Annotated in this window: 20 protein-coding genes; 5 read left to right on the top strand and 15 right to left on the bottom strand. The window is 60.5% G+C overall.

The genetic code is table 11. The features are described from left to right. Positions 1-231 precede the first annotated feature (231 nt). From mobB to GDJ93_RS00720, 3 genes are all read right to left on the bottom strand, one after another. Complete coding sequence (gene mobB / locus GDJ93_RS10270; RefSeq protein WP_152067382.1) at positions 232-1,536, bottom strand: molybdopterin-guanine dinucleotide biosynthesis protein B; 1,305 nt, start codon at positions 1,534-1,536, stop codon at positions 232-234. Positions 1,537-1,540: 4 nt separating this feature from the next. Further along, positions 1,541-2,596, bottom strand: a complete 1,056-nt coding sequence (gene moaA / locus GDJ93_RS00715; RefSeq protein WP_226812393.1) for a GTP 3',8-cyclase MoaA — start codon at positions 2,594-2,596, stop codon at positions 1,541-1,543. Positions 2,597-2,829: 233 nt separating this feature from the next. Next, positions 2,830-3,867 carry a putative endonuclease domain-containing protein gene (locus GDJ93_RS00720; protein ID WP_152067383.1) on the bottom strand — a complete coding sequence of 346 codons (1,038 nt, stop codon included), beginning with the start codon at positions 3,865-3,867 and terminating at the stop codon, positions 2,830-2,832. Positions 3,868-4,203: 336 nt separating this feature from the next. On the opposite strand from GDJ93_RS00720, the gene GDJ93_RS00725 reads away from it, so the two are divergent. Further along, on the top strand, positions 4,204-5,550 hold the full coding sequence (locus tag GDJ93_RS00725; protein WP_152067384.1) for an MATE family efflux transporter: 1,347 nt from the start codon (positions 4,204-4,206) through the stop codon (positions 5,548-5,550). A 265-nt stretch (positions 5,551-5,815) separates the two neighbouring features. Here the strand turns inward: GDJ93_RS00725 and ligA are convergent, their stop codons facing one another. From ligA to GDJ93_RS00760, 8 genes are all read right to left on the bottom strand, one after another. Then, complete coding sequence (ligA, locus tag GDJ93_RS00730; RefSeq protein WP_152067385.1) at positions 5,816-8,044, bottom strand: NAD-dependent DNA ligase LigA; 2,229 nt, start codon at positions 8,042-8,044, stop codon at positions 5,816-5,818. A gap of 448 nt (positions 8,045-8,492) precedes the next feature. Next, on the bottom strand, positions 8,493-8,843 hold the full coding sequence (locus GDJ93_RS10065) for a PDZ domain-containing protein (RefSeq protein WP_264297874.1): 351 nt from the start codon (positions 8,841-8,843) through the stop codon (positions 8,493-8,495). Continuing rightward, positions 8,788-9,972 (bottom strand): S1C family serine protease, encoded by a 1,185-nt coding sequence (locus tag GDJ93_RS00735; RefSeq protein WP_226812395.1) that lies wholly within the window; start codon positions 9,970-9,972, stop codon positions 8,788-8,790. Before GDJ93_RS00735 ends, GDJ93_RS10065 begins: the two co-directional genes overlap by 56 nt. Positions 9,973-10,178: 206 nt before the next feature. After that, positions 10,179-10,841: a response regulator transcription factor gene (locus GDJ93_RS00740; protein ID WP_006234733.1), complete on the bottom strand. Its 663-nt coding sequence runs from the start codon at positions 10,839-10,841 to the stop codon at positions 10,179-10,181. Positions 10,842-10,891: 50 nt separating this feature from the next. After that, complete coding sequence (locus GDJ93_RS00745) at positions 10,892-12,229, bottom strand: glutamine synthetase family protein (protein WP_152067386.1); 1,338 nt, start codon at positions 12,227-12,229, stop codon at positions 10,892-10,894. 131 nt (positions 12,230-12,360) lie between these two features. Next, positions 12,361-12,732 carry a HepT-like ribonuclease domain-containing protein gene (locus GDJ93_RS00750; protein WP_152067387.1) on the bottom strand — a complete coding sequence of 124 codons (372 nt, stop codon included), beginning with the start codon at positions 12,730-12,732 and terminating at the stop codon, positions 12,361-12,363. After that, on the bottom strand, positions 12,719-13,213 hold the full coding sequence (locus GDJ93_RS00755) for a type II toxin-antitoxin system RelB/DinJ family antitoxin (protein WP_152067388.1): 495 nt from the start codon (positions 13,211-13,213) through the stop codon (positions 12,719-12,721). Before GDJ93_RS00755 ends, GDJ93_RS00750 begins: the two co-directional genes overlap by 14 nt. 42 nt (positions 13,214-13,255) lie before the next feature. Further along, on the bottom strand, positions 13,256-14,278 hold the full coding sequence (locus GDJ93_RS00760) for a LacI family DNA-binding transcriptional regulator (protein WP_152067389.1): 1,023 nt from the start codon (positions 14,276-14,278) through the stop codon (positions 13,256-13,258). Between the two features lie 232 nt (positions 14,279-14,510). On the opposite strand from GDJ93_RS00760, the gene GDJ93_RS00765 reads away from it, so the two are divergent. Beyond that, positions 14,511-15,545 (top strand): sugar kinase, encoded by a 1,035-nt coding sequence (locus GDJ93_RS00765; RefSeq protein ID WP_152067390.1) that lies wholly within the window; start codon positions 14,511-14,513, stop codon positions 15,543-15,545. A 253-nt stretch (positions 15,546-15,798) separates the two neighbouring features. Further along, positions 15,799-16,440 (top strand): bifunctional 4-hydroxy-2-oxoglutarate aldolase/2-dehydro-3-deoxy-phosphogluconate aldolase, encoded by a 642-nt coding sequence (gene eda / locus GDJ93_RS00770; RefSeq protein WP_055286010.1) that lies wholly within the window; start codon positions 15,799-15,801, stop codon positions 16,438-16,440. Between the two features lie 398 nt (positions 16,441-16,838). Here the strand turns inward: eda and GDJ93_RS00775 are convergent, their stop codons facing one another. After that, positions 16,839-17,531 (bottom strand): GntR family transcriptional regulator, encoded by a 693-nt coding sequence (locus GDJ93_RS00775; RefSeq protein WP_193221399.1) that lies wholly within the window; start codon positions 17,529-17,531, stop codon positions 16,839-16,841. A gap of 488 nt (positions 17,532-18,019) precedes the next feature. Between GDJ93_RS00775 and GDJ93_RS00780 the strand changes: the two genes are divergently transcribed. Next, a complete protein-coding gene (locus GDJ93_RS00780) occupies positions 18,020-18,700 on the top strand; it encodes a YczE/YyaS/YitT family protein (RefSeq protein WP_152067392.1) in 681 nt (226 codons plus the stop codon). Between the two features lie 92 nt (positions 18,701-18,792). Next, entirely contained in the window at positions 18,793-19,884 is a 1,092-nt protein-coding gene (locus tag GDJ93_RS00785; RefSeq protein ID WP_152067393.1) for an ATP-binding protein, read from the top strand. A gap of 358 nt (positions 19,885-20,242) precedes the next feature. Here the strand turns inward: GDJ93_RS00785 and GDJ93_RS00790 are convergent, their stop codons facing one another. The 3 genes from GDJ93_RS00790 to GDJ93_RS00800 form a co-directional block, all read right to left on the bottom strand. Then, positions 20,243-22,192: an NAD(P)/FAD-dependent oxidoreductase gene (locus tag GDJ93_RS00790; RefSeq protein ID WP_152067394.1), complete on the bottom strand. Its 1,950-nt coding sequence runs from the start codon at positions 22,190-22,192 to the stop codon at positions 20,243-20,245. A 102-nt stretch (positions 22,193-22,294) separates the two neighbouring features. Then, entirely contained in the window at positions 22,295-22,495 is a 201-nt protein-coding gene (locus tag GDJ93_RS00795; protein WP_117634210.1) for a hypothetical protein, read from the bottom strand. 171 nt (positions 22,496-22,666) lie between these two features. Beyond that, positions 22,667-23,534, bottom strand: an 868-nt coding sequence (locus tag GDJ93_RS00800) for an IS3 family transposase (protein ID WP_226812396.1), incomplete at its 5' end; no start/stop codon positions are given.

The raw sequence follows: 23,534 nt of genomic DNA on the forward strand, positions 1-23,534 counted from the left end.
GGCATTCGCCACCGTCTGTCAAATCAATCTATCCGCATGAAACATTAAGGACGCATCAAGCCCCTTCTCTCTGTTTTTCGCCCGTCATGAACTACTTGGTAGATTGTAAGGCATGTCCCACACATCTACCAAAGCAAAATCCACCACAAAGGTGCCTGGCCCCTTTGTGGTGGAAGTGACGTTTGCCCAGATAAAACCTGCCAAAATAAACCTGTCCCTTTTTGGCAGGTTTTAGGCCAGATGATCTTGGATGAGATCGCAGATGGCTCGGGCGTCGTTGATGTTGATGGCTCGGGTCGCAAAGCCGGCGTCGAATGCCTGGCGTGCCAGGGCCTCGTTGCAGGCAAGGGCCAGCGTGCGACCGTCGACCAGGTCGAGCGAGCTCTTGCCGCGCAAACGGTCGACACCGGAGCGCGCGACGACGATATTGTCAAAGCCCTCGGTCTTGTAGCCCTCGATGATCACCACGTCGACATCGTTGTAGCGCGACAGCAGCTCGCGCGCGGGCATCTCGTCCTCCTCGCGCGTGTCGGCGTACTCCGCCCAGCGCGTGGCGCAGATGAGCCCCACATGCTTGGATCCGGCCTGGTGATGGCGCCAGGTATCCTTAGCGGGCACATCGATATCAAAGCCATGATGCCCATGATGTTTGAGTGAACCCACGCGCAGGCCGCGGCGGGTGAGCTCGGCGATAACCTTCTCGACGAGCGTGGTCTTGCCCGAGTTTTGGTAGCCGATAAACGCGATCGCGGGGACGGCCGGAGCTGGAACTGTGGGCGCGACGGCGACGGGTGCGCTTGCGGGCGCGGCACCGTCAGCGGCCACGGCCTCAACGGCAGCGGCCTGACGCTCTGCACGATCCCACACGCCCGAGCGGCCGCCCTCCTTGTGCAGCAGGCGCACGTCGACGATCTCCATGCCGCGATCGACGGCCTTGCACATGTCATAGATGGTCAGGCACGCGGCGCTCGCGCCGGTCAACGCCTCCATCTCGATACCCGTCTTGCCCGTCACGCCGGCCGTAACCAGCACGTGAAAGCCAACCTGCCCGTCCGCGCGCGCCGGCGCCCAGCCCTCGGGCACGTCATCGACAGGCGTCCCCGCCGGAGCGATGGGCGCAATGTCGCACTTGCTCTTGGTAATGAGCAACGGATGGCACATGGGAATGATGTCGCTCGTGCGCTTGATGGCCATGATGCCCGCCACGCGCGCGCAGGCAAGCACGTCACCCTTTTTTGCGCGGTCCTGCAGCACCATGGCCTGCGTCTCGGGATGCATGAGGATGGTGCCCTCGGCGATAGCAATGCGATGGGTCTCGGCCTTGTCGGACACGTCGACCATGCGCACCTCGCCCTTGGCGTCCACGTGCGTCAGCTCGTCGCGACGGGCGTCGCGGGCGGGCTCGGTGGCAGCGCTGGCAGTAGGCTGCGCGGACGCGTCGGCGTTGACAGCATTCGCCGCAGCCGTGACTTTGTGGGCAGACATCGCGGCCCTGCGAGCGGCCTTGGTGGCATCGGCGTACCTGCTCTTGGCCATATGATCATCCTCCGATTTGGGACATAAATCGTTGCGTGCCCTCAATTATCGCGTGTTCCTGCGGTTTGTGGGCCACGGCATCGCGCCAAATCGAAAGTACCTGCATATCATCACCACGGCGCAGCGCCTCACGCACCGAATACTCGGCATCGCTGAATAGGCACGGACGCACGTTGCCATCGGCCGTCAGGCGCAGACGGTTGCAGTTCGCGCAAAAATGGTTGGACATGGCACTGATGAAACCGACCGTTCCCGCCGCGCCCGGAAAGTGCCAATAGCGCGCAGGGCCCGCGCCGGCAGGGGCGTCGTTGATGTCGAGCGGCTCGAGCTCGCCCAGCCCCGCCGCGGCGGCCCCGGCATTGATACGCGCCCGCAGCTCGTCGCTCGGCACGGTATCGCTCGCGTCCCACAGCTCGGGATTGAGCGCGGGCGCATGCGGGTCCACAGCGCAATGCGAGCTCGTGCGCTCGTCGCCAATGGGCATGTATTCGATAAAGCGCAGATGAATGGGGCGATCGACGGTCAAGCGCGCGAGGGCTGCCACATCCTGGTTGAGCCGGCGCACAACAACGCAGTTGACCTTAACGGGTTCAAAGCCCCAAGCCAGCGCCGCGTCGATGCCAGCCATGGTCTGCTCGAGTCGACCCAGGCGCGTGATCTTTCCAAACAGCGTAGGATCGAGCGTGTCGAGCGAGATGTTGACGCGGTTAAGCCCCGCGTCTTTGAGCTGCGGCGCCAGCTTGGGCAGCAGGGCGCCGTTGGTGGTGAGCGAGATGTCCTCGATCTGCGGAATCGCGCGGATGTCGCGAATAAGCGGGATGATGCGGCGGCTGACCAGCGGCTCGCCGCCCGTCAGGCGTACGCGGCGAATGCCCTCCCCCGCCACCAAGCGCACAAAGCGGGCGATTTCCTCGGCGCTGAGCAGCTCGTCGTGCGCACGGGGCGCCACGCCATCGGCCGGCATGCAGTAAACGCAGCGGAAATTGCACTTGTCGGTAACGGCAATGCGCAGGTAGTTGATATCGCGGCCAAAGCCGTCATGTTGCACGCGCCCGTCCACGCATCCCTCCCCTCACGCGGCGTTTTATTCTTCAGAAAACATAATACCCCACGGGAGAATCATGCCGACACCCGTACGACAGGACAGGTCGCTTCGAGCAAAACGGACTTTCCAAGCCCATCCTCAGCACAGACCATCACAACATTCGATGCTTTTCCCGATTTTGGCAAAAAACGTCGAATGTTGTGATGGTTTGCCTGCCCACGGTACCCCGTAGAAGGACCAAAGCACCCCTAAAGGCCGCCGTCCCAGTGTCGAATCACAAATTCTCGCAGGTCGTTCTGCCGTTTCTGGAACGCTTCGCTTCGGTCGCACTTGAGACCCATAGCGAGCGCGATGGCGTTCATCGCCCGGTGCAATTGCAGCTGGTGGGCAAACTGAGTCCCGGTGAGGACGATCACCCTAAAGCCTAGCGCACTCAGCACGGTCATACGCTCCGCGTCCGACGCGCCGCGCTGCTTGTCAAGATGGTCCGAGCCGTTGTATTCAATCCCCGTACCGCTCGCAGGCGCATATACGTCGATCTCGAAATACCCGGCCTTTGCGAGATACTTGAACTCGTTGGGAACATCGACCCGATGGTTGAGCTCGATCTTGGCGTATCCCAATCCTCCCTGGGAACGTTTTGCTACAACCATGATTGCGGTGGCCGTCTCCATGGGCGACCGCGCGCCGTCGTGCACGCGCTTGAGCACGGCGGCCGCGCGTATAGCCCCCTGACGAGATCGGTTCTCGTTGCAATAGGCGATCAAGTCGGCAACGGTATACCTCTGCCCCATCTCGATATAATCGCCTGTCGACAGATGATTCAAATGGTATCGGGCGCAGATTTCGTAGCCATATTCCAGCTGCTCGGGCTCACTCATCCACGAACCCGCTTGGACAAAGCACATGGCCTCATCAACCACCAGAAGGCCCTCAGCCACCTCAATAAGATGGCATGGAGGTACCGGCGCCCCAAACACGTGGCACCTAAATCCAGCCGGCGTCGAGCGCTCAAAATCAAAGTTGACGAGCATGTCGATATGATCGAGCTCTTCTCGTGGAATACCGAGCGAAACCAGATAGTCGGTAACGATCCCAACTGCCGTTGAAGCCCTCAGCCCCTTGGCATCGAGCCCCAATTTGGGCAGGCTCGCAGTCGGCTCCGCTTCGTTGGCAAGCGAGTCCTCATCGTATAGGCTGCTTGCTCGCGAGAGCGGCTCGGACGGGCGCGCCACGTTGTGGTACAGCCAGGCAGTCTTATGGGACAGGACGATCGGCAGGTCCATGAGCCCTCCAATGGAGTCGGATAACCAACCTTATTCCCCGGCCCACGGGTCCGCACACCTTCGTGCGCAAGAAAGCGATTCCACCCGTTCGAGTGGCAGAAAAACCATCACAACATTCGATACTTTTCCCGATTTTGGCAAAAAACGTTGAATGTTGTGATGGTTTGAGGCGAGGTGAGGGGCGCTAAGCCTACACGGCGCATGCCCGTATTCAAATGGAAATGAATACAGGCTCACTTATTTCGCCCCACTGTCGACACAAACCTTGACTCTACAATCGTTATAGGGTTTTCACTACACTGGTAGCTAAACGAACCAAGCCAGAAAGCCCCGCCCATGGAACACGACCTCACACACGGCAATGTCCTCAAGACCATCGCGGTCTTTGCCCTGCCCTATATGCTCTCGTACTTTTTGCAGATGCTCTACGGCATGGCCGATCTGTACATGATGGGGCAGTTTAGCGGCGCTGCCGGCATCACCGCCGTGGGCAATGGCGCTCAGACGCTCTATATCATTACCGTGACGCTCGTGGGCCTAGCCATGGGAACGACGGTCATCGTCGGCCACGCCGTGGGTTCGCGTCGCTTCGACCGCGCCGAGACCGCCATCGGCAACACCATTACGCTCTTTATGGGCGTCTCGGTGGTGCTGGCTGCTGTCCTGTTTGCATTGTGTCCGCAGGTTGTGGCGCTCATTGGCACGCCGCCCGAGGCGGTCGAAGGAACCGCCGCCTACCTGCGTATCTGCTTTGTCGGCATTCCGTTTATCGCCGCGTACAACATTCTTTCGGCCATCTTTCGCGGCCTGGGCGATTCGCGCTCGCCCATGTACGTGATTGGCGTGGCGTGCATCATCAACATCGCGCTCGATTTTCTGTTTATCGGCCACATGGGGCTCGGCCCCGTGGGTGCGGCGCTCGGCACGGTAACCGCCCAGACAGCAAGCGTTGCCCTCGCGCTCGTGTGGCTTAAGAGCCGTCGCACGAACATCCACGTTAAGCGCAGCGACCTGCGCCCTCAGCCCGAAGTGCTCGGCAGCATTCTTAAGATCGGCGTGCCTGTGGCCGTGCAGGACGGCTGCATCCAGGTGGCGTTTATGTTTATCACCGTCATCGCCAACCACCGAGGGCTCGTCGACGCCGCTGCCGTGGGCCTGGTCGAAAAGATGATCAGCTTTTTATTCATTGTGCCGAGCTCCATGGGCGCCACCGTCAGCGCGCTCACGGCGCAAAATGCCGGCGCGGGCAAGGGCGATCGCGCGCGTCAGGTGCTCAAGGACGCCATGACGATCTCGGTGGTGTACGGCTGCCTGATCACGGTGCTGATGTGGCTGGTGGCGCCGGCGTTTATTGGCTTTTTTGCCAAGGACCCCGCGGTGGTCGCGGCCGGTACCGGCTATATGCGCAGCTATATTTTCGACGCGATTTTTGCCGGCATCCACATTTGCTTTAGCGGCTTTTTCGCTGCGTATGGCAAAAGCTACATCGGCTTTGCGCACAACGTGCTGGCCGTGGCGCTCATTCGCGTGCCGGGCGCGTGGCTGCTGTCGAACGCCTATTCCGATACGTTGTTTCCCATGGGTATCGCCTCGCCGTGCGGATCGATTTTGTCGGCGGTCATCTGTGTTGTCGCGTTTACCGTGCTCAACCGACGCGGGGCTTTTGACAAGCTGGCAGCGTAGCGGGACGACGCGAAATCGCCCTGGTCGATGACATCATCAGCGACGACCCGGCGACCTACGTGACGCAAATCACGGTGCCCGTATCGCTAGGCTAGACCGAACCTCGTCTCTAGCTCGGTCAACGCCTCAAAAGCATCGCGAGACGCACCTGCCAAGCGCTCACGTTCCGCAATGCGAATTCGCGCCATCAGGTGCTCTTTTGCCTGCCCTTGGGCGTGCCTCGTGCGCCCTTCCGCCTGCGAGCAATTGCGATTCTCTATATCCATTACGCCACCGGCACCTCGCCGGTAGCCAGAATCTGCTCGAGTGCGTCCTCGTCCAGCACGGGCACACCCAGCTGCCCGGCCTTGGTGAGCTTGGAGCCCGCTTTGGGGCCGGCGACCAGATAGCTCGTCTTCTTTGACACGCTACCCGAAACCTTGGCGCCGAGCACCTTGAGCGCCGCGCCCGCCTCGTCGCGCGTGTGGTTGACGAGCGTGCCGGTGAGCACGAAGGTCAGACCCGCAAGCGGCTGTGCGTCAGCGAGCTCGCCTGCCACGCCAGCGTCGGCTGCGGCTTGCGCGTGCGCGGCGCCCAAGTCGACCTCGAGCGACAGACCCGCCTGGCGCAGGCGTTCCAGCACGGCAAGGTTCTCGGGCACGGCCAGGAACTGCTTAACGCTCGCCGCAATCTTGGGGCCGATGCCCTCGCACTCGGCAATATCCTCTTCGCTCGCCAAGATGAGCTTGTCAATCGACAGGAATCGCTCGGCGATGACCTCACCCACACTCTTGCCCACGTGGCGGATACCCAGGGCAAACAGCACGCGACCGAGCGGCTGGCTCTTGGACTTGTTGAGCTCGGCGATGATTTTCTCGGCCGTCTTGAGGCCCACCGGAATGGGGTCGCCCTTCTTGACGCCCTTTTTGCTGTTGGAGCTGGCATAGGTGCGCCCCGTGTCCAGGCCGGCGATGTCGTCGACCGTGAGCTGGTAGAAGTCCGCGACGTCGTGAATCAGCCCGGCGGCGATCATCTTGTCGACGATCTCGTCGCCCAGGCCGTCGACGTCCATGCAGCCGCGGCTCACCCAGTGGAGCAAGCGCTCCTTAAGCTGCGCGGGGCAGTCGATGGACACGCAGCGGTAGGCAACCTCGCCATCCTCATGGACCACGGGGCTGCCGCACACGGGACAGACCTCGGGCATGTGCCAGTCGACCGAATCGGCCGGGCGCTTGTCGAGCACCGGCCCCACGACCTCGGGGATTACGTCGCCTGCCTTGTGCACGATGATAGTGTCGCCCTCGCGCACGTTTTTGCGACGGATCTCGTCGATGTTGTGCAGTGTGGCGCGCGCGATGGTGGAGCCGGCGACCGTCACCGGATCGAACTCGGCGACCGGCGTGAGCACACCGGTGCGGCCCACCTGGATGCGAATTTCGCGCAGGACGGTCTGCTTTTCCTCGGGCGGGAACTTAAAGGCAATGGCCCAGCGCGGCGCGCGGGCGGTAAAGCCCAAGTCGAGCTGCTGCTGGAAACTATCAACCTTTACGACCACGCCGTCGATGTCGTAATCGAGGTCACCGCGGTGCTCGAGGGCCTGGGCGCAGAACTCGTGGACCTCGGCCGGCGTGGCGCAGCGTGCCACGTTGGGGTTGACGCTAAAGCCGGCGCTACGCAGCCAGTCGAGGAACTCGCGCTGGCTGTGGACGTGCAGCGGATCGGTATCGGCGATGGCATAGATAAAGGTGGCAAGATCGCGGCGCGCCGTGATCTTGGGATCCTTCTGACGTAGGCTGCCGGCGGCAGCGTTGCGCGGGTTGGCAAAGGGGTCGCGGCCCTCGGCATCGGCCTCTTCATTCAGGCGGACAAAGCTGCCCTTGGGCATGTAGACCTCGCCGCGCACTTCGATGGTACGCTCGCGGTCGGCGCCCATATGAGCGAGCGCCGGCTCGGACAGGTGCATGGGCACATCCTTGATGGTACGGACGTTGAGCGACACGTCCTCGCCCGTGGTGCCATCGCCGCGCGTGGCCGCGCGCACGAAGGTGCCGTTTTGGTAGGTAAGCGCCACGCCCAGACCGTCAATCTTAAGCTCACAGGTATAGGTGACGCTGCCGGCGCCGAGCGCATCCTCGGTGCGCTGGAGCCACGCGTCGAGCTCGTCCAGATCCATGGCATCGTCCATGGAATACATGCGTGCTATGTGCGTGACCGGCGTAAACTGCTCGCTCACGTAGCCGCCCACGCGCTGGGTGTAGCTGTCAGGCGTTACCAGATCGGGGTAGGTCGCCTCAATTTCCTGCAGCTCAACGAGCATTTTATCGAATGCGGCGTCCGTGATCTCGGGCGCGTCGAGCATGTAGTAGCGATAGGCGTGGTAATCGAGCTCGTGGCGCAGTTCGGCCGCACGTGCTGCCGCCTGGGCACGGGCATCGGTCGGTGCAGCGGCATCCGCACTCGCGGGCGTTTCGGTATCGATGTCCACGCCGTCACCAAACAGGCTCGATTGCTCCATAGCGGCACTCCTTCGCTCGATTTCAAACGGATACTAGAGTACCACCGGTCGCAACGGGGCCGAATAGCCCTTTCGAACCGCACCGAATCGGCAGCCACCAGACTGGGGTGGACAGTTAGTTCAGATACGTATAAATCCTAGAGCTGAATCAGGCACGAACACCCCTGTTTCAACTAATTTGGGCTCCTCGAGACCATGTAAACGTCCCGCTCTCCCTTCCAAACACCCATTCGAGCCCCATCCCAATCAAAAATTGCTCAAAACGCATCCCAAGCTGCCCCAGATTTATACGTATCTGAACTAACTGTCCAGACCATTACGAACCAGGCCTCTTGTCAGCCCCAAGTGATCCGTTTTCCTCCGTCCCCAACGGATCAATAAGAAAAGAGGGGCTGTCCCACACTTGGCGGGACAGCCCCTCTGGCTTCGGCATATGCGAAACGGCTCGCTAGAACCCCTGACCGTAGCCTTGACCCTGGCCCTGGCCCTGCTGGCCTAACAGCTCCTCCAGGTACTGGCGCAGCTGCTCGTCGGTAATACCGCCGTTGCCGGTGTCGGTCGAACTGTCGTCCTGCTGCTGGTTCTGCAGCTCCTCATCGGAGCCCAGCTCAACCGTGACCTTCTTCTCTTCCTTGCCGCGCATAAGCGTGATCTCGACCTTCTCGCCCACCTCGTGGCTGCGCAGTGCGATGATCAGGCCATCGGCGCTCGTGATCTCGTCGTCGCCCAGCTTGGTGATAACGTCACCCTCCTGAATGCCAGCCTTGGCGGCGGGACCATCCTCGACGACACTTGCCACATACGCGCGCCACATACGCGCCGCTATCGGTGCTCAGCTTGTTGGTGCGGGCGTTGAGCGCATTGACGCTCGAAAGCGTAGCGCCCATGTACGGATGCACCGGCGTCTTGCCGCCGATGATCTGGTCGGCAATGTTCTTGGCGTAGTTAACGGGAATAGCAAAGCCCACGCCCGAGCTGGAGCCCGAATAGCTCTCGATGAGCGAGTTGATGCCCACCAGCTCACCATTGTCGTTAACGAGCGCGCCACCCGAGTTGCCCGGGTTGATGGCGGCATCGGTCTGGATCATGTTGGCATAGATAGTGTTACCGTTGGTAGAGCTCATGGCCGTGGAGCGATACAGCGCCGACACAATGCCCGTGGAGACAGACTGCTCGTTGCCGAACGGCGAGCCGATGGCCATGACCCACTCGCCCACGTTGAGCTTGGAGGAATCACCGATCTCGATCGGCGTGAGCTTGGAGGCGTCGGCATCCTTGAGCTTGATGACGGCCAGGTCGCTCGAGGCATCGTTGCCCACGAACTCGGCCTCGTAGGTGGTGCCGTCGTCCATGGTCACCACGTACTGGTCATAGCCATCGACCACGTGGTTGTTGGTGAGGATGTGGCCCTCGGTATCGAGCACCACGCCCGAACCGACGCTGCCTGAACTATCCGACTCGTCGGCAGACTGCGAAAGCGAGCCATTCTGGCTACCGCTCGAAGTGGCGGTAATGGAAACCACGGAGGGCAATGCCTTGGCAGAAACGGCCTCGGCCAGCGTGGTGTCCTCGGAGTCGATCGTGATCTTTTGTGTCGATGAACCTGAAGCACCCGCCGTCACGGCATTCTTGCCGCCGCCGATATCGAGCGTGCCACTCATGATAAGCGCAATGACCAGCAGGGCGCCGCAGGCACAACCGGCGAGTGCCGTGATAAAGATCGGCAGCTTTTTGGTCTTGGTCTTGACCACCGTGTGCTTGTTCACGACCTGCGCACCGCCCAGCGGCTTGCCAGTCTGTGTGTCGTAGGCCTGCACGTAGGGAATGTTGCTGTCGGCAGGCGTCGACTCCACCTGCACGCGCGGCTGCCGCTGCGTCTCGCCAGCGTTGCCCGCATCCTGGGGACGCTGGGAATCGTTCTCGCTCATAGCTGCGATCCTTTCGTCAAATAACCAAAGGCCCGCCAAACATGTGGCGGGCCATCATTGTTCACGTTGAGTTGTACCCCAATATGCGGGTGCACGTGTATGAGAACGCAATCTTTTAGGAAGGCTTAAGTTCTGTTGCAGGCCCAAAAGGACCCGGCCTGCGTCAAAACCACCACAAAGATGCCTGTCCCCTTTGTGGTGAAAAGCTAGTCCTTAAACAGATAGCCCACGCCGCGGACGGTGGTGATATGTGCCGCGATCTGCGGGCCCACCTTGGAGCGGATGCGTCGGATGTGCACGTCGACGGTACGCGTACCGCCGCAGTACTCAAAGCCCCACACGCGGTGCAGCAGTACCTCGCGGCTGTAGGCACGGTTGGGATGCGTCGCCAAAAAGCTCAGCAGCGAGTACTCCATCAGCGTCAGGTCGATGGGCTCGTTATCGAGTGTCACCTGGTAGGTAGCCAGGTTAATCTCGAGGTTATCGATGTTGAGCACATCGTCGGCGGTGACGGTCTCCTCCTCGCCCATCAGGCGCTGTGCGCGAGCCTTGAGTTCGTTGGGCGTCGCCGTGGGGCATACAAAGTCGGCATGCGCGTGATTCGGCAGACGCAGGGTGCCGAGCGCCTCGTCGTCGACAATCACCAGCATGGGAACGCCGCCGCGATCGTCGAGCCACTTGGCAATCTGATCGATGCGGTCGCTGCGGATGCCATCGGAATCGAGGATCAGCAGGTCAAAGTCGTGCGCCGCAGTCGGCGAATCGGGGGTTGCCAGGCTCACCTCGACACCCAGGGTGGTCGTCAAGCTGCGGGCAAACTCGTGGAAGCGCGTCGTGCGCGCCATGAACAGGGCACTCTTTTCGGACATATCGGCCTCCAAAGAAATGAGCTCAATCGTACTGGAACAAGCCAGCGCGATTAGGAGTTCGCCAGGTAGTGCTTGATCTCCCACTCGGTGATCGTAGACTCAAACTTATGCCACTCGTCGCGCTTCTTTTTGAGGAAGAAGCTGTGGATGTGCTCGCCGAGGGCATCCTTCATAAACTGCGAGTCCTCAAACACGTCGAGCGCCTCTTTGAGCGAGCGCGGCAGCGGCGTGTAGCCGGCCTCGACCATCTGACGGTCGGTAAGCTTGAGCGTCTCGGCCGTTGCCTCGGGCGGGAGCTCCAGCTTGCGCTCGATGCCGTCCAGACCAGCCGCCAGCGTGACGGCGTTGACCAGGTACGGATTGGCCATGGGATCGGGGCTGCGCAGCTCGATGCGCGTGGACAGCTGCTTGCCGGGCTTGTAGACCGGGATGCGGACCATGCTCGCGCGGTTGCGCAGGCCCCACGTGGCGTACTGCGGCACGGAATCGCCGCCCGTGGTGATGCGCTTGTACGAGTTGACCGTGGGGTTGGTGATGGCGCTAATCTCGCGGGCATGCGCCAGGATGCCGGCCATATAGTGCTTGGCGATATCGGAGAGGTGGTACTTCTCGTCGTCCTCGCCCCAAAAGACGTTGTTGCCGTCGTGGTCGAACAGCGATTGGTGCAAAAACATGGCGCTGCCGTCCTCGCCCGCCAACGGCTTGGGCATAAAGGAGGCGTGGCAACCGCTCTCGTAGGCCTGCTGCTTAATGATGAGCTTGGCCGTGGTGATGGCATCGGACATGCTCAGGGCCTCGGCGTGGCGCAGGCTCATGCCGTGCTGCGAGCGGCCGGCGGCGTGGAAGGTGTACTCCACGGGCACGGACATCTTCTCGAGCGTGAGAACCGTGTTGCGACGCAGGTCGCGAGCGGCGTCGCTCACCGAAAGATCGAAGTAGCCCACGTTGTCGAGCGGCTCGGGCGTGTGTTCGTCGGGGAAGTAGTAATACTCCAGCTCGGCGCCCACGTTGAGCAGATAGCCAGCTTTCTCGGCCTTGCGGAACATGCGGCGCAGGGCATCGCGCGGGTCGCCGGCGAAGGGCTTGCGATCGGGAGTGCACACGTCGCAGAACACACGGGCGACGCCGTTGTGGCTCGGGCGCCACGGCAAAATCTGGAAGGTCGAAGCATCGGGAAACGCCAGCATGTCGGCTTCCTCGGGCGTGGCAAAGCCCTCGATGGCGGAGCCGTCAAAGCCAATACCCTCCTCAAAAGCGACCTCGAGGTCCTCGGGGCTAATGGCAAAGTTCTTGAGGCGGCCGAGAATGTCGACAAACCACAGACGCACAAAGCGGATGTCGCGCTGCTCTACGGAGCGGAGTACGTAATCGATGTTCTGCTGGTTCATGTCGCTCCCCTTTCTTTCGGGCGGGTTTCGACTGGTCTATATCGCAGATACTATCGCAGAAAAATGTTTCCGCAGGGTTAAAGCGTATCAAGCGCTCAAAAACGTGCGCGCAGGCGGTTGCGAACGAGCGGCTAGCGTTCAGATTCGGAGACAATTTGTCTACAGGCTCGTTCCAGCGCAGGGAACTCCATCGTCACTGCATCCCAAACAACCGAGCGGTCGACATTGCCGTAATCATGCGCAAGATAATTTCTCATGCCGACAATTCCACGCCATTCGATTTCGGGATGAAGCCGCTGCGAGCGTTCCGACAATTTGCCCGCTTCTTCCGTCACCCTAAGCGCACACATCAAAAGGGAGTCCGCCAACGCCCTCGTCCGCACGTCATTCGCATGCAGAAACTGGTCCTCGGTGATATCAAAAGCCTTGATGCGCTCGTTCGTTTCAGAGATGGCTTCCAAAACCTCTTGAGCACGGAGGCCGTCTGACTTACGCGCGATCATAAAGGATCACTCCCTCGCGCTCGATTACCGCGGCGAGATCGTCATCAAGATGATCACTAGAGACGAGATCAACCTGCCTCCCGGTTTCTTTGCGCACCGCCTCGCCAAACGCCGACAACGCGAAAAGACCAAAGCCCCGCTCGCGATCGACTTCGAGGCGTAAGTCAATATCACTATCGGCATGCGCCTCGCCACGGGCATATGAACCAAATAGAATCACGGTTTTGATGGCGGGAATCGTGCTGGCTGCCTCGCGGACGGCGGACTCAATCTGGGCAGTATCCAAAATGCCCGTCGCGGCGCTTTCGCTCGCAGAGCTTTTACCAAGTGAAGGAACAAACGGCAGAGAGCGCTCGCGCAGCATCTGCCTCATAAACATATTGACCGCAACAGACGAAGTCATGCCAAGCTCTTCGCACAGTTCGGCAAATGAGTCTTTAATTGACGAGTCCACTCGCACACTCAGCACAGACGCAGCCATGGATACCTCCTGTATGACATTGTCTATATATTATCACACAGACTAGCGCGAGGTCGAGGCGCGGTGTTCGATGTGGCCGGGGACCTCGATACGCTTGGGGGCGAGCTTTGCGGCCTCGCCCACGGTGGTGGTAACGACGTCGATGCGCTCGGAAAGGCGCTCGACTACGCGCTCGGCAATGGTGAGAGTGTCCTGCGCGGCCGTGGTGACGCCGCCAAAGAGCACATGGTTCCAGGGGTAGTCGTCAAACGTCGCGATCTTGAGCCCCGCCGGCAGCGAGGGACCAAGCTGCGCCAGCGCCTCGGTCAGACGCAGGAAAACCAGGCCGTTGACGGCGATAAGGCCGAGCCTTTTGCCCGCGTAGTCGCGGATGGTCTTGTCCAAACGGCCAACGCCCGTGGCACCGCCATCGGCCAGGGTAACGACCTCGCCCGCAAGACCGCGGCGCGAAAGCTCGTCGGCAAAAGCCTCGGCGCGCTCTCGACGCACGGGGCTGTCGTCGCTTGCCTCGGTGAGCATGCACAGGCGCTCACAGCCCGCAGCGGCGAGCTCGTCTACCAAGCCAGCGACCAGCTCACGGTTGTTAGATGTCACCAGATCGACACCGCCGTCGGCAACGTCGCGGTCGAGCAGCACAACGGGCAGGCGTCCCGCTGCCGCGGCGATCGCCTCGTCATTGCCGCCACAGGTGTTGACGACCAGGCCGTCCACGCCGGCATCGATAAGCCTGGTGAGCGACTCTGCCTCCTTGGCGGGGTCGCTGCCGCTAATGGCCGTCATGAGCGAGCAGCCGCGCGCAGCGGCGCTGGCGGAAAGCCCTTCGAGCATGGCGCTCGAAAACGGGTTGGCGATGTCGGCCAGGATCACGCCGATGAGGTTGGTGCGCGAGCTGCGTAGATTGCGCGCGGCGGCACGCGGGCGATAGCCGGTGCGCTCGATAACCGCCGCGATGCGAGCACGGGTTTCCTCGGTCATTTGCCCGGGGCGGTTGTTGAGGTAGCGCGAGACCGTGGCCGGGCTCACGCCCGCCTCGGCGGCAATGTCCTTGATTCTCATCTGCGCCATAGCGCACCCCGTTTCCCAATGTCGGCAGTCTGAGCCATTTTAGGCATTTTTTAAAAATCTCGGTTGCAAAACGCTGTAGGTGAGTATACTACAACTCGAAACGAAACCGATTTCGTAAACCGATTTCGGTGAGCGTTGGCACGCAGGTGCAAAGACGCACCCTACCGTCTTGGCACCTGCGTGCCAACGCCATATCAAAGGTGTACGCACGAGTAAAAGGAGCTACGCGACCATGGGTAAAACGGTTCTTACCTTCGGCGAGATCATGATGAGACTCTCGCCCAAAGACCACCTGCGTATTGAGCAGGCAACCGAGTTTGACGTCCGCTACGGCGGCGCCGAGGCCAACACTGCGCTTTCCCTGGCCTACCAGGGCGACAAGGCCGCTTACGTCTCCGTTGTTCCGGCCAACCGCCTAGGCGAGTGCGCGCTGCGCTCGCTGAAGGCCTACGGCGTCGACACAACGCGCGTCGTGCGTCAGGGCGACCGTCTTGGCTCCTATGTGTTTGAGGTCGGCGCCTCGCAGCGCGGCAACGGCTGCGTCTACGACCGCAAGTTCTCTGCCATCAACATGGCCAAGCGCGATGTTTTTGACTGGGACGAGATCCTCAAGGGCATCGATGTCTTCTACTTCTCCGGCGTGACCCCCGCCGTCTCCGACGAGATGGCCGCCGCCTGCAAGGAGGCGCTCGCCGTCTGCCGCGCCAAGGGCATCACCACCGTGTGCGACGTGAACTATCGCGGCAAGATGTGGTCGCCCGAGAAATCGCAGGCCACCATGAAGGAACTCCTGCCGCTCGTCGACATCTGCATCGCCAACGACGAGGATGCGCCTGCTGGCCTCGGTATGACCTGCGTCTCTGGCTCCCTTGCCCACGGCATCGAGGAGCGCGACACCTATGTCGAGATGGCCCGTCAGATCTGCGCCGAGTACGGCTGCAAGAAGGTCGCCTCGGTCGTCCGCAACATCTCCTGCGTCGAGCGCTCCATCTGGATGGGCATGCTCTATGACGCCGAGAGCGGCGAGCACTGGTTCTCCCCTGCTCACGATGTGCACGTGCTTGAGGGTGTTGCCGCCGGCGACGCTTTCAACGCCGGCCTCGTCCATGCCCTCATCAACGACTTTGACCCGCAGGACGCTGTCAACTACGCGATTGCGGCTTCGATCCTCAAGCTCACCATCAAGGGCGACTCCAACTTGGTGACCGCAGACGAGATCGCAGCCGTAGCATCAGCCGCCGACGGTGGCACCCGCGTCGCGCGCTAGTCCGTCTCCATTCCGCGGGCCGCAGCTTTCCAATCCCATACCCCTGCGGCCCGCTCCCCGATTCCTCCGGCCGGGCAAAACCACCAGTCCCATTCCGGTTTTGCTTGGCATTCCCTACATGACTGGTCGAGCAGCCGGTTTTGGAATTGCTTGAACCCCAAGCAGTGCCTCCGATAACCAATCCAAAATCGGCTCCTGACCAGCACATTTGGTAATCACGCGCCCATGTGCGCCACACATCGAAAGGAACATCATGTTCGATCAGTTCTACACCACGCTTGAGTCCCTGGGCATCGTGCCGGTCGTTGTGCTCGACAAGGTCGAGGACGCCGCTCCGCTCGCCCACGCCCTTATGGCAGCTGGCATGAAGTCCGCCGAGGTCACCTTCCGCACCGCCTGCGCCGCCGAGTGCATCGCCGCTATGGCCGAGGCCGAGCCCGAGATGTGCGTTGGCGCCGGCACTGTCCTGACCGTCGAGCAGGTCGAGCAGGCCCGCGCAGCCGGTGCCAAGTTCATCGTCTCCCCGGGTTACAACGAGGACGTCGTGAAGCACTGCATCGACATCGACCTGCCCGTCCTTCCCGGCACCGTGACCCCCTCCGAGGTCACCGCAGCCGAGAACCTGGGCCTCAAGGTCACCAAGTTCTTCCCCGCGTCCCAGTATGGCGGCCTGAACACCATCAAGGCCCTCGCCGCTCCGTTTGTCGGTCACCGCTTTATGCCTACCGGCGGCGTGAGCACCGCCAACGTCGAGGAGTACCTGAGCTCCTCCGCCATCATCGCCTGCGGTGGCACCTGGATGGTCAAGCCGGCCCTGTTTGCCGACGGCGACTTCTCCAAGGTCGAGCAGATCGCCCGCGAGGCCATGGACGTCGTCAAGAAGGTCCGCGGCTAGGTTTAGCTCTCTATCGTGAAAGGGGGCGTGCCCTAGACCTCGCCCCCTTTCTTTTAAAGCGGCTCGGAAGCGCGCCGTTTCCGTCACGAACAAGAACCAAAACCGTCTTGTATGCTGATAGAACGTGACGGAAGCGACACGCCTCCAAGCCGCTTTGCCTACTCGGCTGGCCGTCGCGCTCAACTAAGCCACTTCGACAAAAGCCGAGCCACCAAAACAGCTGCGGCACCGTCTGGAGGAATGGACCCTTGCTTCCGGTCTTTTCCTCCAAGTGGCGCCGCAGCTTTTTCATACCCCGAAAATACCTCGGCAGTTGCGGTGAAATAGGGACTGTTTACGCCATCAGAGCCGCAAAACAATCCCTATTTCACCGCAACTAATTAAGGGGGAGGGACGAGTTAGATGGCCGTGTCTTTGGACAGCTCAAAATAATCGGGATGTAAGGCTATAACCGGGCCCTGCTCCTCGGGCATCAGGTGCAAGTGCGTCTCGGCCAGATAGCTCGCCGTGTCGGTATCGCCCCTCTTAATGGCCTCGAGAATCCGGCGGTGCTGCTGACGAATCGGCTCCCAATCCAAATCCTGCGACACCATACGCAACCAGTTGTATCGCTCAAAATGCGTATTGACGCTCTTCATCCAATCCCACAACATATGGCGGCCGGCAATCGCAAAACACGTCTCATGAAACAGGTTATCCAAGTCGAAAAAGCGACGCGTTTCGCTATGGTCGAGCGACTCGGACTCGGCAAGAATCTGCTCAAGCCGATGCTTTTGCTCGGGCGAGGCGGCCGAACAGCATTTAATAAGCACGCTTCTCTCGAGTTTCTCGCGCAAGAAACAGGCATTCTCGGCGTGTTCCATGCTGATTTTAGAGACGTAGGTGCCGCTCTTGGGACGCGTTTCCACCAGCTCCTGCTCGCGCAGGCGCACAAAGGACTCGCGAATGGGCGTGCGCCCGATTCCCGTCTCCTTTTCCAGACCAATCGCCGAAAGGCGCGTGCCGGGCCTGAACTCGGCATAGATGATCTTGGAGCGTAATGCGTTGTATGCCTGGTCTTGCAGACTCTGATAATGCTGGTGTTGTTCCATAAAGCCCTCGGATGAAGCCCACGGTTTGTCGAATACCACCATGCAATACTATCGCATCCCCCGCCCCCTCATAAGTTGCGGTGGAATAGTTCCTGTTCAAGGCCTTCAGCAGCAAAAACAGGAACTATTCCACCGCAACTACAGCCAACGAGTTGTTGCGATTAGGTGAACGTTCACCTTTTTATTGTTTTTCTCTTCGCGAATAAAATCCCGTGCGTATACTTAGGCTCAAACGAAACCGATTTCGTTGAGCGTGGGCAATAGGATGCTAAGACGCACCCTACCATCTTGGCATCTTATCGCCCACGCAATGCCATTTGCTTTCTTCCCGTCTCGTTGGACCTTTAGTCCCATTCCGGCACAGCGAGACACTTCCTAGACGACTGACCGTGGGGCCGGCTTTTCTGCTTTTGCAGCAGTGCCTCCGATAACCCTCTTTTGCCGGCCCGGGTCAGCTTTTTCACACAACCGAAAGGACGGGTAGCAACATGCGACCGCTCATCATCATGCATGGCGAGAACATCGACTGGTGCCATACCGTCATCAGAATGCTGATGTATCTGGTGGGCGTTGCAGTACTGGCACTCGGTATGAGTCTCCAGACGGCATCCGGCCTGGGCGTCGCCGCGCTCACGTGCTTTGCCACAACCCTATCCATGCTCACTGGCGAGACGCTCGGCTTTTGGATCACCGCAACCTACGTCGCCTACATCGTGGCGCAATTAGCCATCTTGCGAAGCGAGTTCCAGCCGCGCATCCTGCTCGAGTTGTTCTTCTCAACGCTGATTGGCGGCTTGACCGACCTCTTCATGGCGGTCAACCCACTGCATCCCACGGCACTCCCCACACAGATTGCGACCATGCTGCTCTCCCTCGCTGTCACCGCATTTGGCGTAAGTCTCGTCGTCAACATGGGCGTTGTCCCCAACGCGCCCGACGGCTTGGTGCAAGTCATTGCCGAAAAGCTTAAACGCCGCTTTGGTGACGTAAAAGTCGTGTTTGACTGCTCACATGTCGCCGCCTCGCTCGCGTTGTCGCTGATCTTTATGTACAACCTGGGCGGCTTTGGCGTCACGACCGCCATCTCGGCACTGTTCCTGGGCCATGTCATCAACGTCGCCAACAAGCTGTTCGCCCAGCGCTTTATCCGCGCGGCATTTGGAAAATAGCACCACCGCAAAACCCGCGAACAGCGCTATACGTTGCTATATCTCACTATACTTTGCTATATCTTGCTATATCTTGAGCAAAGGTGGCTCACATGCAAACAAACCCTTTTAAGCCCACAGCAGGTAAAACACCCCCCACGATTATCGGCCGCGAAGATGTACTCGAAGAATTCAATGAAGGCCTCGTCAACGGGCCTGGTGCCCCGGGGCGCCTAATGCGCATAGCCGGCGTCCGTGGAACGGGCAAGACGGTCCTCCTTGACGAGTGCTCACGTTTGGCGCAAAGCCGTGGCTGGACGGTCATAAAAGAGGTCGCAACCGAGGGACTTTGCCAGCGCATTCTCGAACAGCTGCAGCCCAAATTCCAGGCCAAACACGCCAGATTTGAGCCCACCGTAGCTGGCATATCCATCGGCAGCATAGATATTGAGCGAATCGGTCCATCGCTACGCGACGCCATGAGACAGACAATATCCAAGAATGGAAACGGCCTGCTCATCACTCTCGACGAGGTTCAGGACGCAGAGCTCGATGAGGTCCGAACGCTCTCCATTGCGATTCAGCAGGTTATCGGCGAAGACCTTGATATCGCCTTTGTTTTTGCGGGTCTGCCTTCGATGATTGAAAGCATCATCAACGGAAAGACACTTGCGTTTTTGCGCCGCGCCCTCCCCTTTGACCTGAAGGCTGTGGCAGTAACCGAAGTGTTGTATTCCCTCGAGGAAACCATTGAAGCGTCTGGCGTGGAGTTGCAGCCAGGTATTGCCGGCCAACTTGCCGAGGCAACGCAAGGCTATCCTTTCATGATCCAACTCGTTGGATACTACGCATGGCAGTTGGCAAGACGCGCACATACAGCGATTATTGGAGAAGAAGAAGCCGAGCGTGGCATTGCAACGGCACGCGAACGCTTCTGCGCCATGGTGATTGAGCCCGCGCTGCGGCGCATTCCGCCCACGTGCATCGCTTATCTGCTGAGCATGGCGTCTTTGGGGCAGACGAGCTCGACCAGCATGGTTGCCGATGCCCTAAACAAAACGCCTCAACAGGTGAGCTCCGTCCGCAGCCGCCTGTTAAGAGAATCGATTATCGAGGCTCCTTCGTACGGCAAGGTCTCATTTGCCATCCCCTACATGCGCGACTACCTCTGCGAACACAAAGCCGAACTGGAAGTTGAACTGTAGAAACGGCAACTGCCCTGCAAGACGAAAACCGTTTTCGTACGGATTTAAAGCAGACGTAAACGGTTTTCGTCTTAATTTGCGTACAGAATTAAGACGCATAATTTCGCTTTCGTATGGCTCAATACCGGACGCAGACTGTTTTCGTCTGTCAATACGTCTGCAATCCAAACGAAAAGAGCCCCGAGCTCGTATGAACTCGGGGCTCTTTGTGCCGCACATCTATGAGAGGTGAAATTCGATGCGTACGAGCGCTACTCCATGTAGCCGCCTTGGAATGGCGGCGACCTCGTCAATGGGGTCAGGTTTACATGCACCAAGTTGGTGCAAAGTAACCTGCCCTCACGCAACAAGGGGTTGACTAGAGCTCGCAGGCGACCTTGTAGCCATCGCCGATGGCGTCGCGAATGTTGCCACACTTGTTGGCGTCACCCAGCACGTGGGTGGTAACGCCGGCAGCGGCAAGGTCGTCGGCCAGCTTGGTATTGGGACGATAGCCCATGGCAAGCACCAGCGTATCGGCACCGGTGATGGTGTGGACCTCGCCGTCCTTTTCGTAGCTGATGGTGTCCTCGGTAATCTCGGTCACCTTGGCCTCGGTCAGCACGTGAACGCCCTTTGAGAGCATGCGCGTGATGAGCACCGCGCGGCCGGCGCCGCCCTCGTTGGCGGCGAGCGTCTTGGTCATCTCGATGACGGTGACATCGCGATTGGCCGGCGACAGGTCATTGACCAACGGGGCCAGGTAATCGGCCGTCTCGCAGCCGACGGTGCCGCCGCCCACGATGACGATCTTCTTGCCCGGGAAAGCCTTGCCGCCCAGCAGGTCGTCGGCCGTCATAACCTGCTTAAAGCCCTGCATGAAGGCCGGAGCGATGGGCTCGGCGCCATAAGCCAGGACGACCTCGTAGCCGGCGTAGTCACGCTGAATGTCCTCGGCAGTAAGCTCGGTGCCAAATACGCACTTCACGCCGGCCTCGGCCAGGCGACGATACTGATACTTGATCACGCGGGTGAGTTCCTGCTTTGCCGGCGGAACGGCTGCGATGCGCATCTCGCCTCCCGGCTCGTCCTGCTTATCCACGAGCACCACGTTGTGGCCGCGCTTGGCGGCAATGTAGGCTGCCTCCATGCCCGCAGGACCAGCGCCCACAACGAGCACGTTCTTGACCTCGGCGGCAGGCTCGTAGCCGGCCTCGTCGCGCTCCACGTCCGGGTTGACGGTGCAGGAGATGCGCTTGCCAAACATGATGCCGTTCAAGCAGCGCAGGCAGCCAATGCAGGGACGGATGTCGTCGGCGTTGCCGGCAGCGGCCTTATTGCAGAACTCGGCATCGCACAGATTGGCGCGGCCCATCATGCAGATGTCGGCGGCGCCGTCCTCGATCAGCTCCTCGGCGATCCAGGCCTCGTTAATGCGGCCGACCGTGGCGACAGGAATGTTGACGTGCTTTTTGATCTCGCGCGAGCAGGCGGCGTGCGAGGCCTGCTGAGTACCGGCGGCGGGAATTGCGGAGCCGCGCTTGATGGTGGTACCACCCGACACATGAATCATGTCGACGCCGGCCTTCTCCAGGCGACGCGAGACGTAGATCATGTCGTTGAGGGTCAGGCCGCCATCGGTGTACTCATCGCCCGAGATACGAACGTCGATGATAAAGTCCTTGCCGCAGCGCTCGCGAATCTCGGCGATGACCTCGAGCAAGAAGCGCATACGGGCGTCGAGCGAGCCGCCGTACTCGTCGGTGCGCTTGTTATAGAGCGGGGTCAAAAAGCCGCCGAGCATGCCGTGGGCGTGCGCCGCATGGACCTCGACGCCATCGACGCCAGCCTTCTGCATACGAACGGCAGCGTCACCAAACTGATGCGTGAGCTCGTGAATCTCATCGACCGTGATGGGGCGCGGTGCCTCGCGGGCATAGGACGGTCCCACGAAGGACGGAGCGATCAGGCGCGGCGTGCCCGGAATGTTAAAGGCCATGTAGGCGGGGTGGAAGAGCTGCGGCATGATCTTGCAGCCGTACTCGTGAACGGCCGCGGCGAGCTTTTCCCAGCCGGGGATAAACGTGTCGTCGTAGCAGCACATGTCACCCGGCAGATAGGTATAGGTGGGCTCGACCGTCACGACCTCGGTAATGATGAGGCCCACGCCGCCCTTGGCGCGGGCACGGTAATGATCGACCAAGTCGTCGGTCACATAGCCATGATCGGCCAGGTTGGTGGATACCGGCGGCATAAAGACGCGGTTCTTGACCTCGGTCGTACCGACCTTGATCGGGCTAAAGAGCATCGGATAGGCGGAAGACTCCATACAGGGTTCCTTTCGTTTGAGCCGCTCGGCGGCAGTTGCTAACGTACTTATCGTATCAGCAACCGCCGCATCCGCAGTCAAACATGCTCAAACGCCGGTCGGCTAATGAATACCGCGACCCAAGTCTTCGGCGATTTTGTCGACGCCTTTCAGCGCGGCACAGGTCTTTTTGTTGGAGCAATGCCCCGTGCAAACGCCACCCTGAGCGCAGTCGGCGCAGGTGCCCTTGCGGTAGATGCGCACGCATACCGCGACAAACGCAATACCGATAACAGCCAGTACAACAATATCGATAGGTGCCATAGCAAGCCTCCTCTAGTTAGCCACCACTTACTTTACCCCATTCTCCACCTACCAAAAAGGGACAGGTTTATTTTGGTTGGTTTTATCTGCGGAAACGCCACATCTCCCCTACCAAAAAGCCCGAGTGTCGCTGTGAACTGCGCCCCAAATCTTGGACGCCCTAAATAGCGACTAGGCCGCAAGGGCCTGATTCCGGAACTCCTCCGGGGTCAGGCCCTTCAATCTTACCTGCCTCCGGCTCGTGTTCCAGTGGACTATGCATTCCTCCAGGTCGCGTTTGAAATCCTCGAACGTCTTCCACTCGCGGCCCCTGTAGAACTCGTCCTTGACGTGGCCGAAGAGCTGCTCGGTGGCGGCATTGTCGATGCAGTTCGCCTTCCTGGACATGCTCTGGACGATGCCGGCGGCCTCGAGCCTGGATGTGTACGAGGCGTGCTGGTACTGCCAGCCCCGGTCCGAGTGCATGGTCGGGGCGGCGCCCTCGGGGATCTTGGACAGCAGCTCGTCGAGCATCCTCACCTGCTGGGCCATGTCGGGCGTGGTCGATATGTCGCTCGCCACGATCTCCTTGGTGCAGAAGTCCAGCGTCGGGGCCCAGTAGGCCTTACCGCCAGCCACCTTGAACTCGGTGACGTCCGTCCCCAGCTTCTGCCACGGGGCCCCGGCGTCGAAATCCCTCGCGATCACGTTCTCGAACGTCCTGCCGACGACGCCCCTGTACGAGTTGTACCTGTGGTAGGCCGTCTCGCGCCTGATCCCGCAGCGAATCCCCATCTCGCGCATCATCTTGAGCACGGTCTTGTCGGCTATCACGACCCCCTCTTCCGCCCTGAGGCACATCGCTATCTGCCGGTGCCCGCAGCCGTTGGCGGTGCGCGAGAAGATCTCGGCGGCCGCCTCCCGGAGCTCGGCGCGCGTGGGCCTCGGCGGGTGCGCGAGGGCGTAGTAGTAGGTCGACCGCTTGAGCTCGGCGCATGCGAGCAGGTGCCCGAGCGCGTGCCCCTCGGCGCGCAGGGCCGCGACCGCTTCGGCCTTCGCC

Source organism: Collinsella aerofaciens, from assembly GCF_902501475.1.
In the GTDB taxonomy this organism is placed as follows: Bacteria; Actinomycetota; Coriobacteriia; order Coriobacteriales; family Coriobacteriaceae; genus Collinsella; species Collinsella aerofaciens_AL.

Coding starts and splice junctions, on each gene's coding strand:
- mobB (WP_152067382.1), bottom strand. CDS start 1,536: ATGGCCAAGAGCAGGTACGCCGATGCCACCAAGGCCGCTCGCAGGGCC.
- GDJ93_RS00720 (WP_152067383.1), bottom strand. CDS start 3,867: ATGGACCTGCCGATCGTCCTGTCCCATAAGACTGCCTGGCTGTACCAC.
- GDJ93_RS00725 (WP_152067384.1), top strand. CDS start 4,204: ATGGAACACGACCTCACACACGGCAATGTCCTCAAGACCATCGCGGTC.
- ligA (WP_152067385.1), bottom strand. CDS start 8,044: ATGGAGCAATCGAGCCTGTTTGGTGACGGCGTGGACATCGATACCGAA.
- GDJ93_RS00735 (WP_226812395.1), bottom strand. CDS start 9,972: ATGAGCGAGAACGATTCCCAGCGTCCCCAGGATGCGGGCAACGCTGGC.
- GDJ93_RS00740 (WP_006234733.1), bottom strand. CDS start 10,841: ATGTCCGAAAAGAGTGCCCTGTTCATGGCGCGCACGACGCGCTTCCAC.
- GDJ93_RS00745 (WP_152067386.1), bottom strand. CDS start 12,229: ATGAACCAGCAGAACATCGATTACGTACTCCGCTCCGTAGAGCAGCGC.
- GDJ93_RS00750 (WP_152067387.1), bottom strand. CDS start 12,732: ATGATCGCGCGTAAGTCAGACGGCCTCCGTGCTCAAGAGGTTTTGGAA.
- GDJ93_RS00755 (WP_152067388.1), bottom strand. CDS start 13,213: ATGGCTGCGTCTGTGCTGAGTGTGCGAGTGGACTCGTCAATTAAAGAC.
- GDJ93_RS00760 (WP_152067389.1), bottom strand. CDS start 14,278: ATGGCGCAGATGAGAATCAAGGACATTGCCGCCGAGGCGGGCGTGAGC.
- GDJ93_RS00765 (WP_152067390.1), top strand. CDS start 14,511: ATGGGTAAAACGGTTCTTACCTTCGGCGAGATCATGATGAGACTCTCG.
- eda (WP_055286010.1), top strand. CDS start 15,799: ATGTTCGATCAGTTCTACACCACGCTTGAGTCCCTGGGCATCGTGCCG.
- GDJ93_RS00775 (WP_193221399.1), bottom strand. CDS start 17,531: ATGGAACAACACCAGCATTATCAGAGTCTGCAAGACCAGGCATACAAC.
- GDJ93_RS00780 (WP_152067392.1), top strand. CDS start 18,020: ATGCGACCGCTCATCATCATGCATGGCGAGAACATCGACTGGTGCCAT.
- GDJ93_RS00785 (WP_152067393.1), top strand. CDS start 18,793: ATGCAAACAAACCCTTTTAAGCCCACAGCAGGTAAAACACCCCCCACG.
- GDJ93_RS00790 (WP_152067394.1), bottom strand. CDS start 22,192: ATGGAGTCTTCCGCCTATCCGATGCTCTTTAGCCCGATCAAGGTCGGT.
- GDJ93_RS00795 (WP_117634210.1), bottom strand. CDS start 22,495: ATGGCACCTATCGATATTGTTGTACTGGCTGTTATCGGTATTGCGTTT.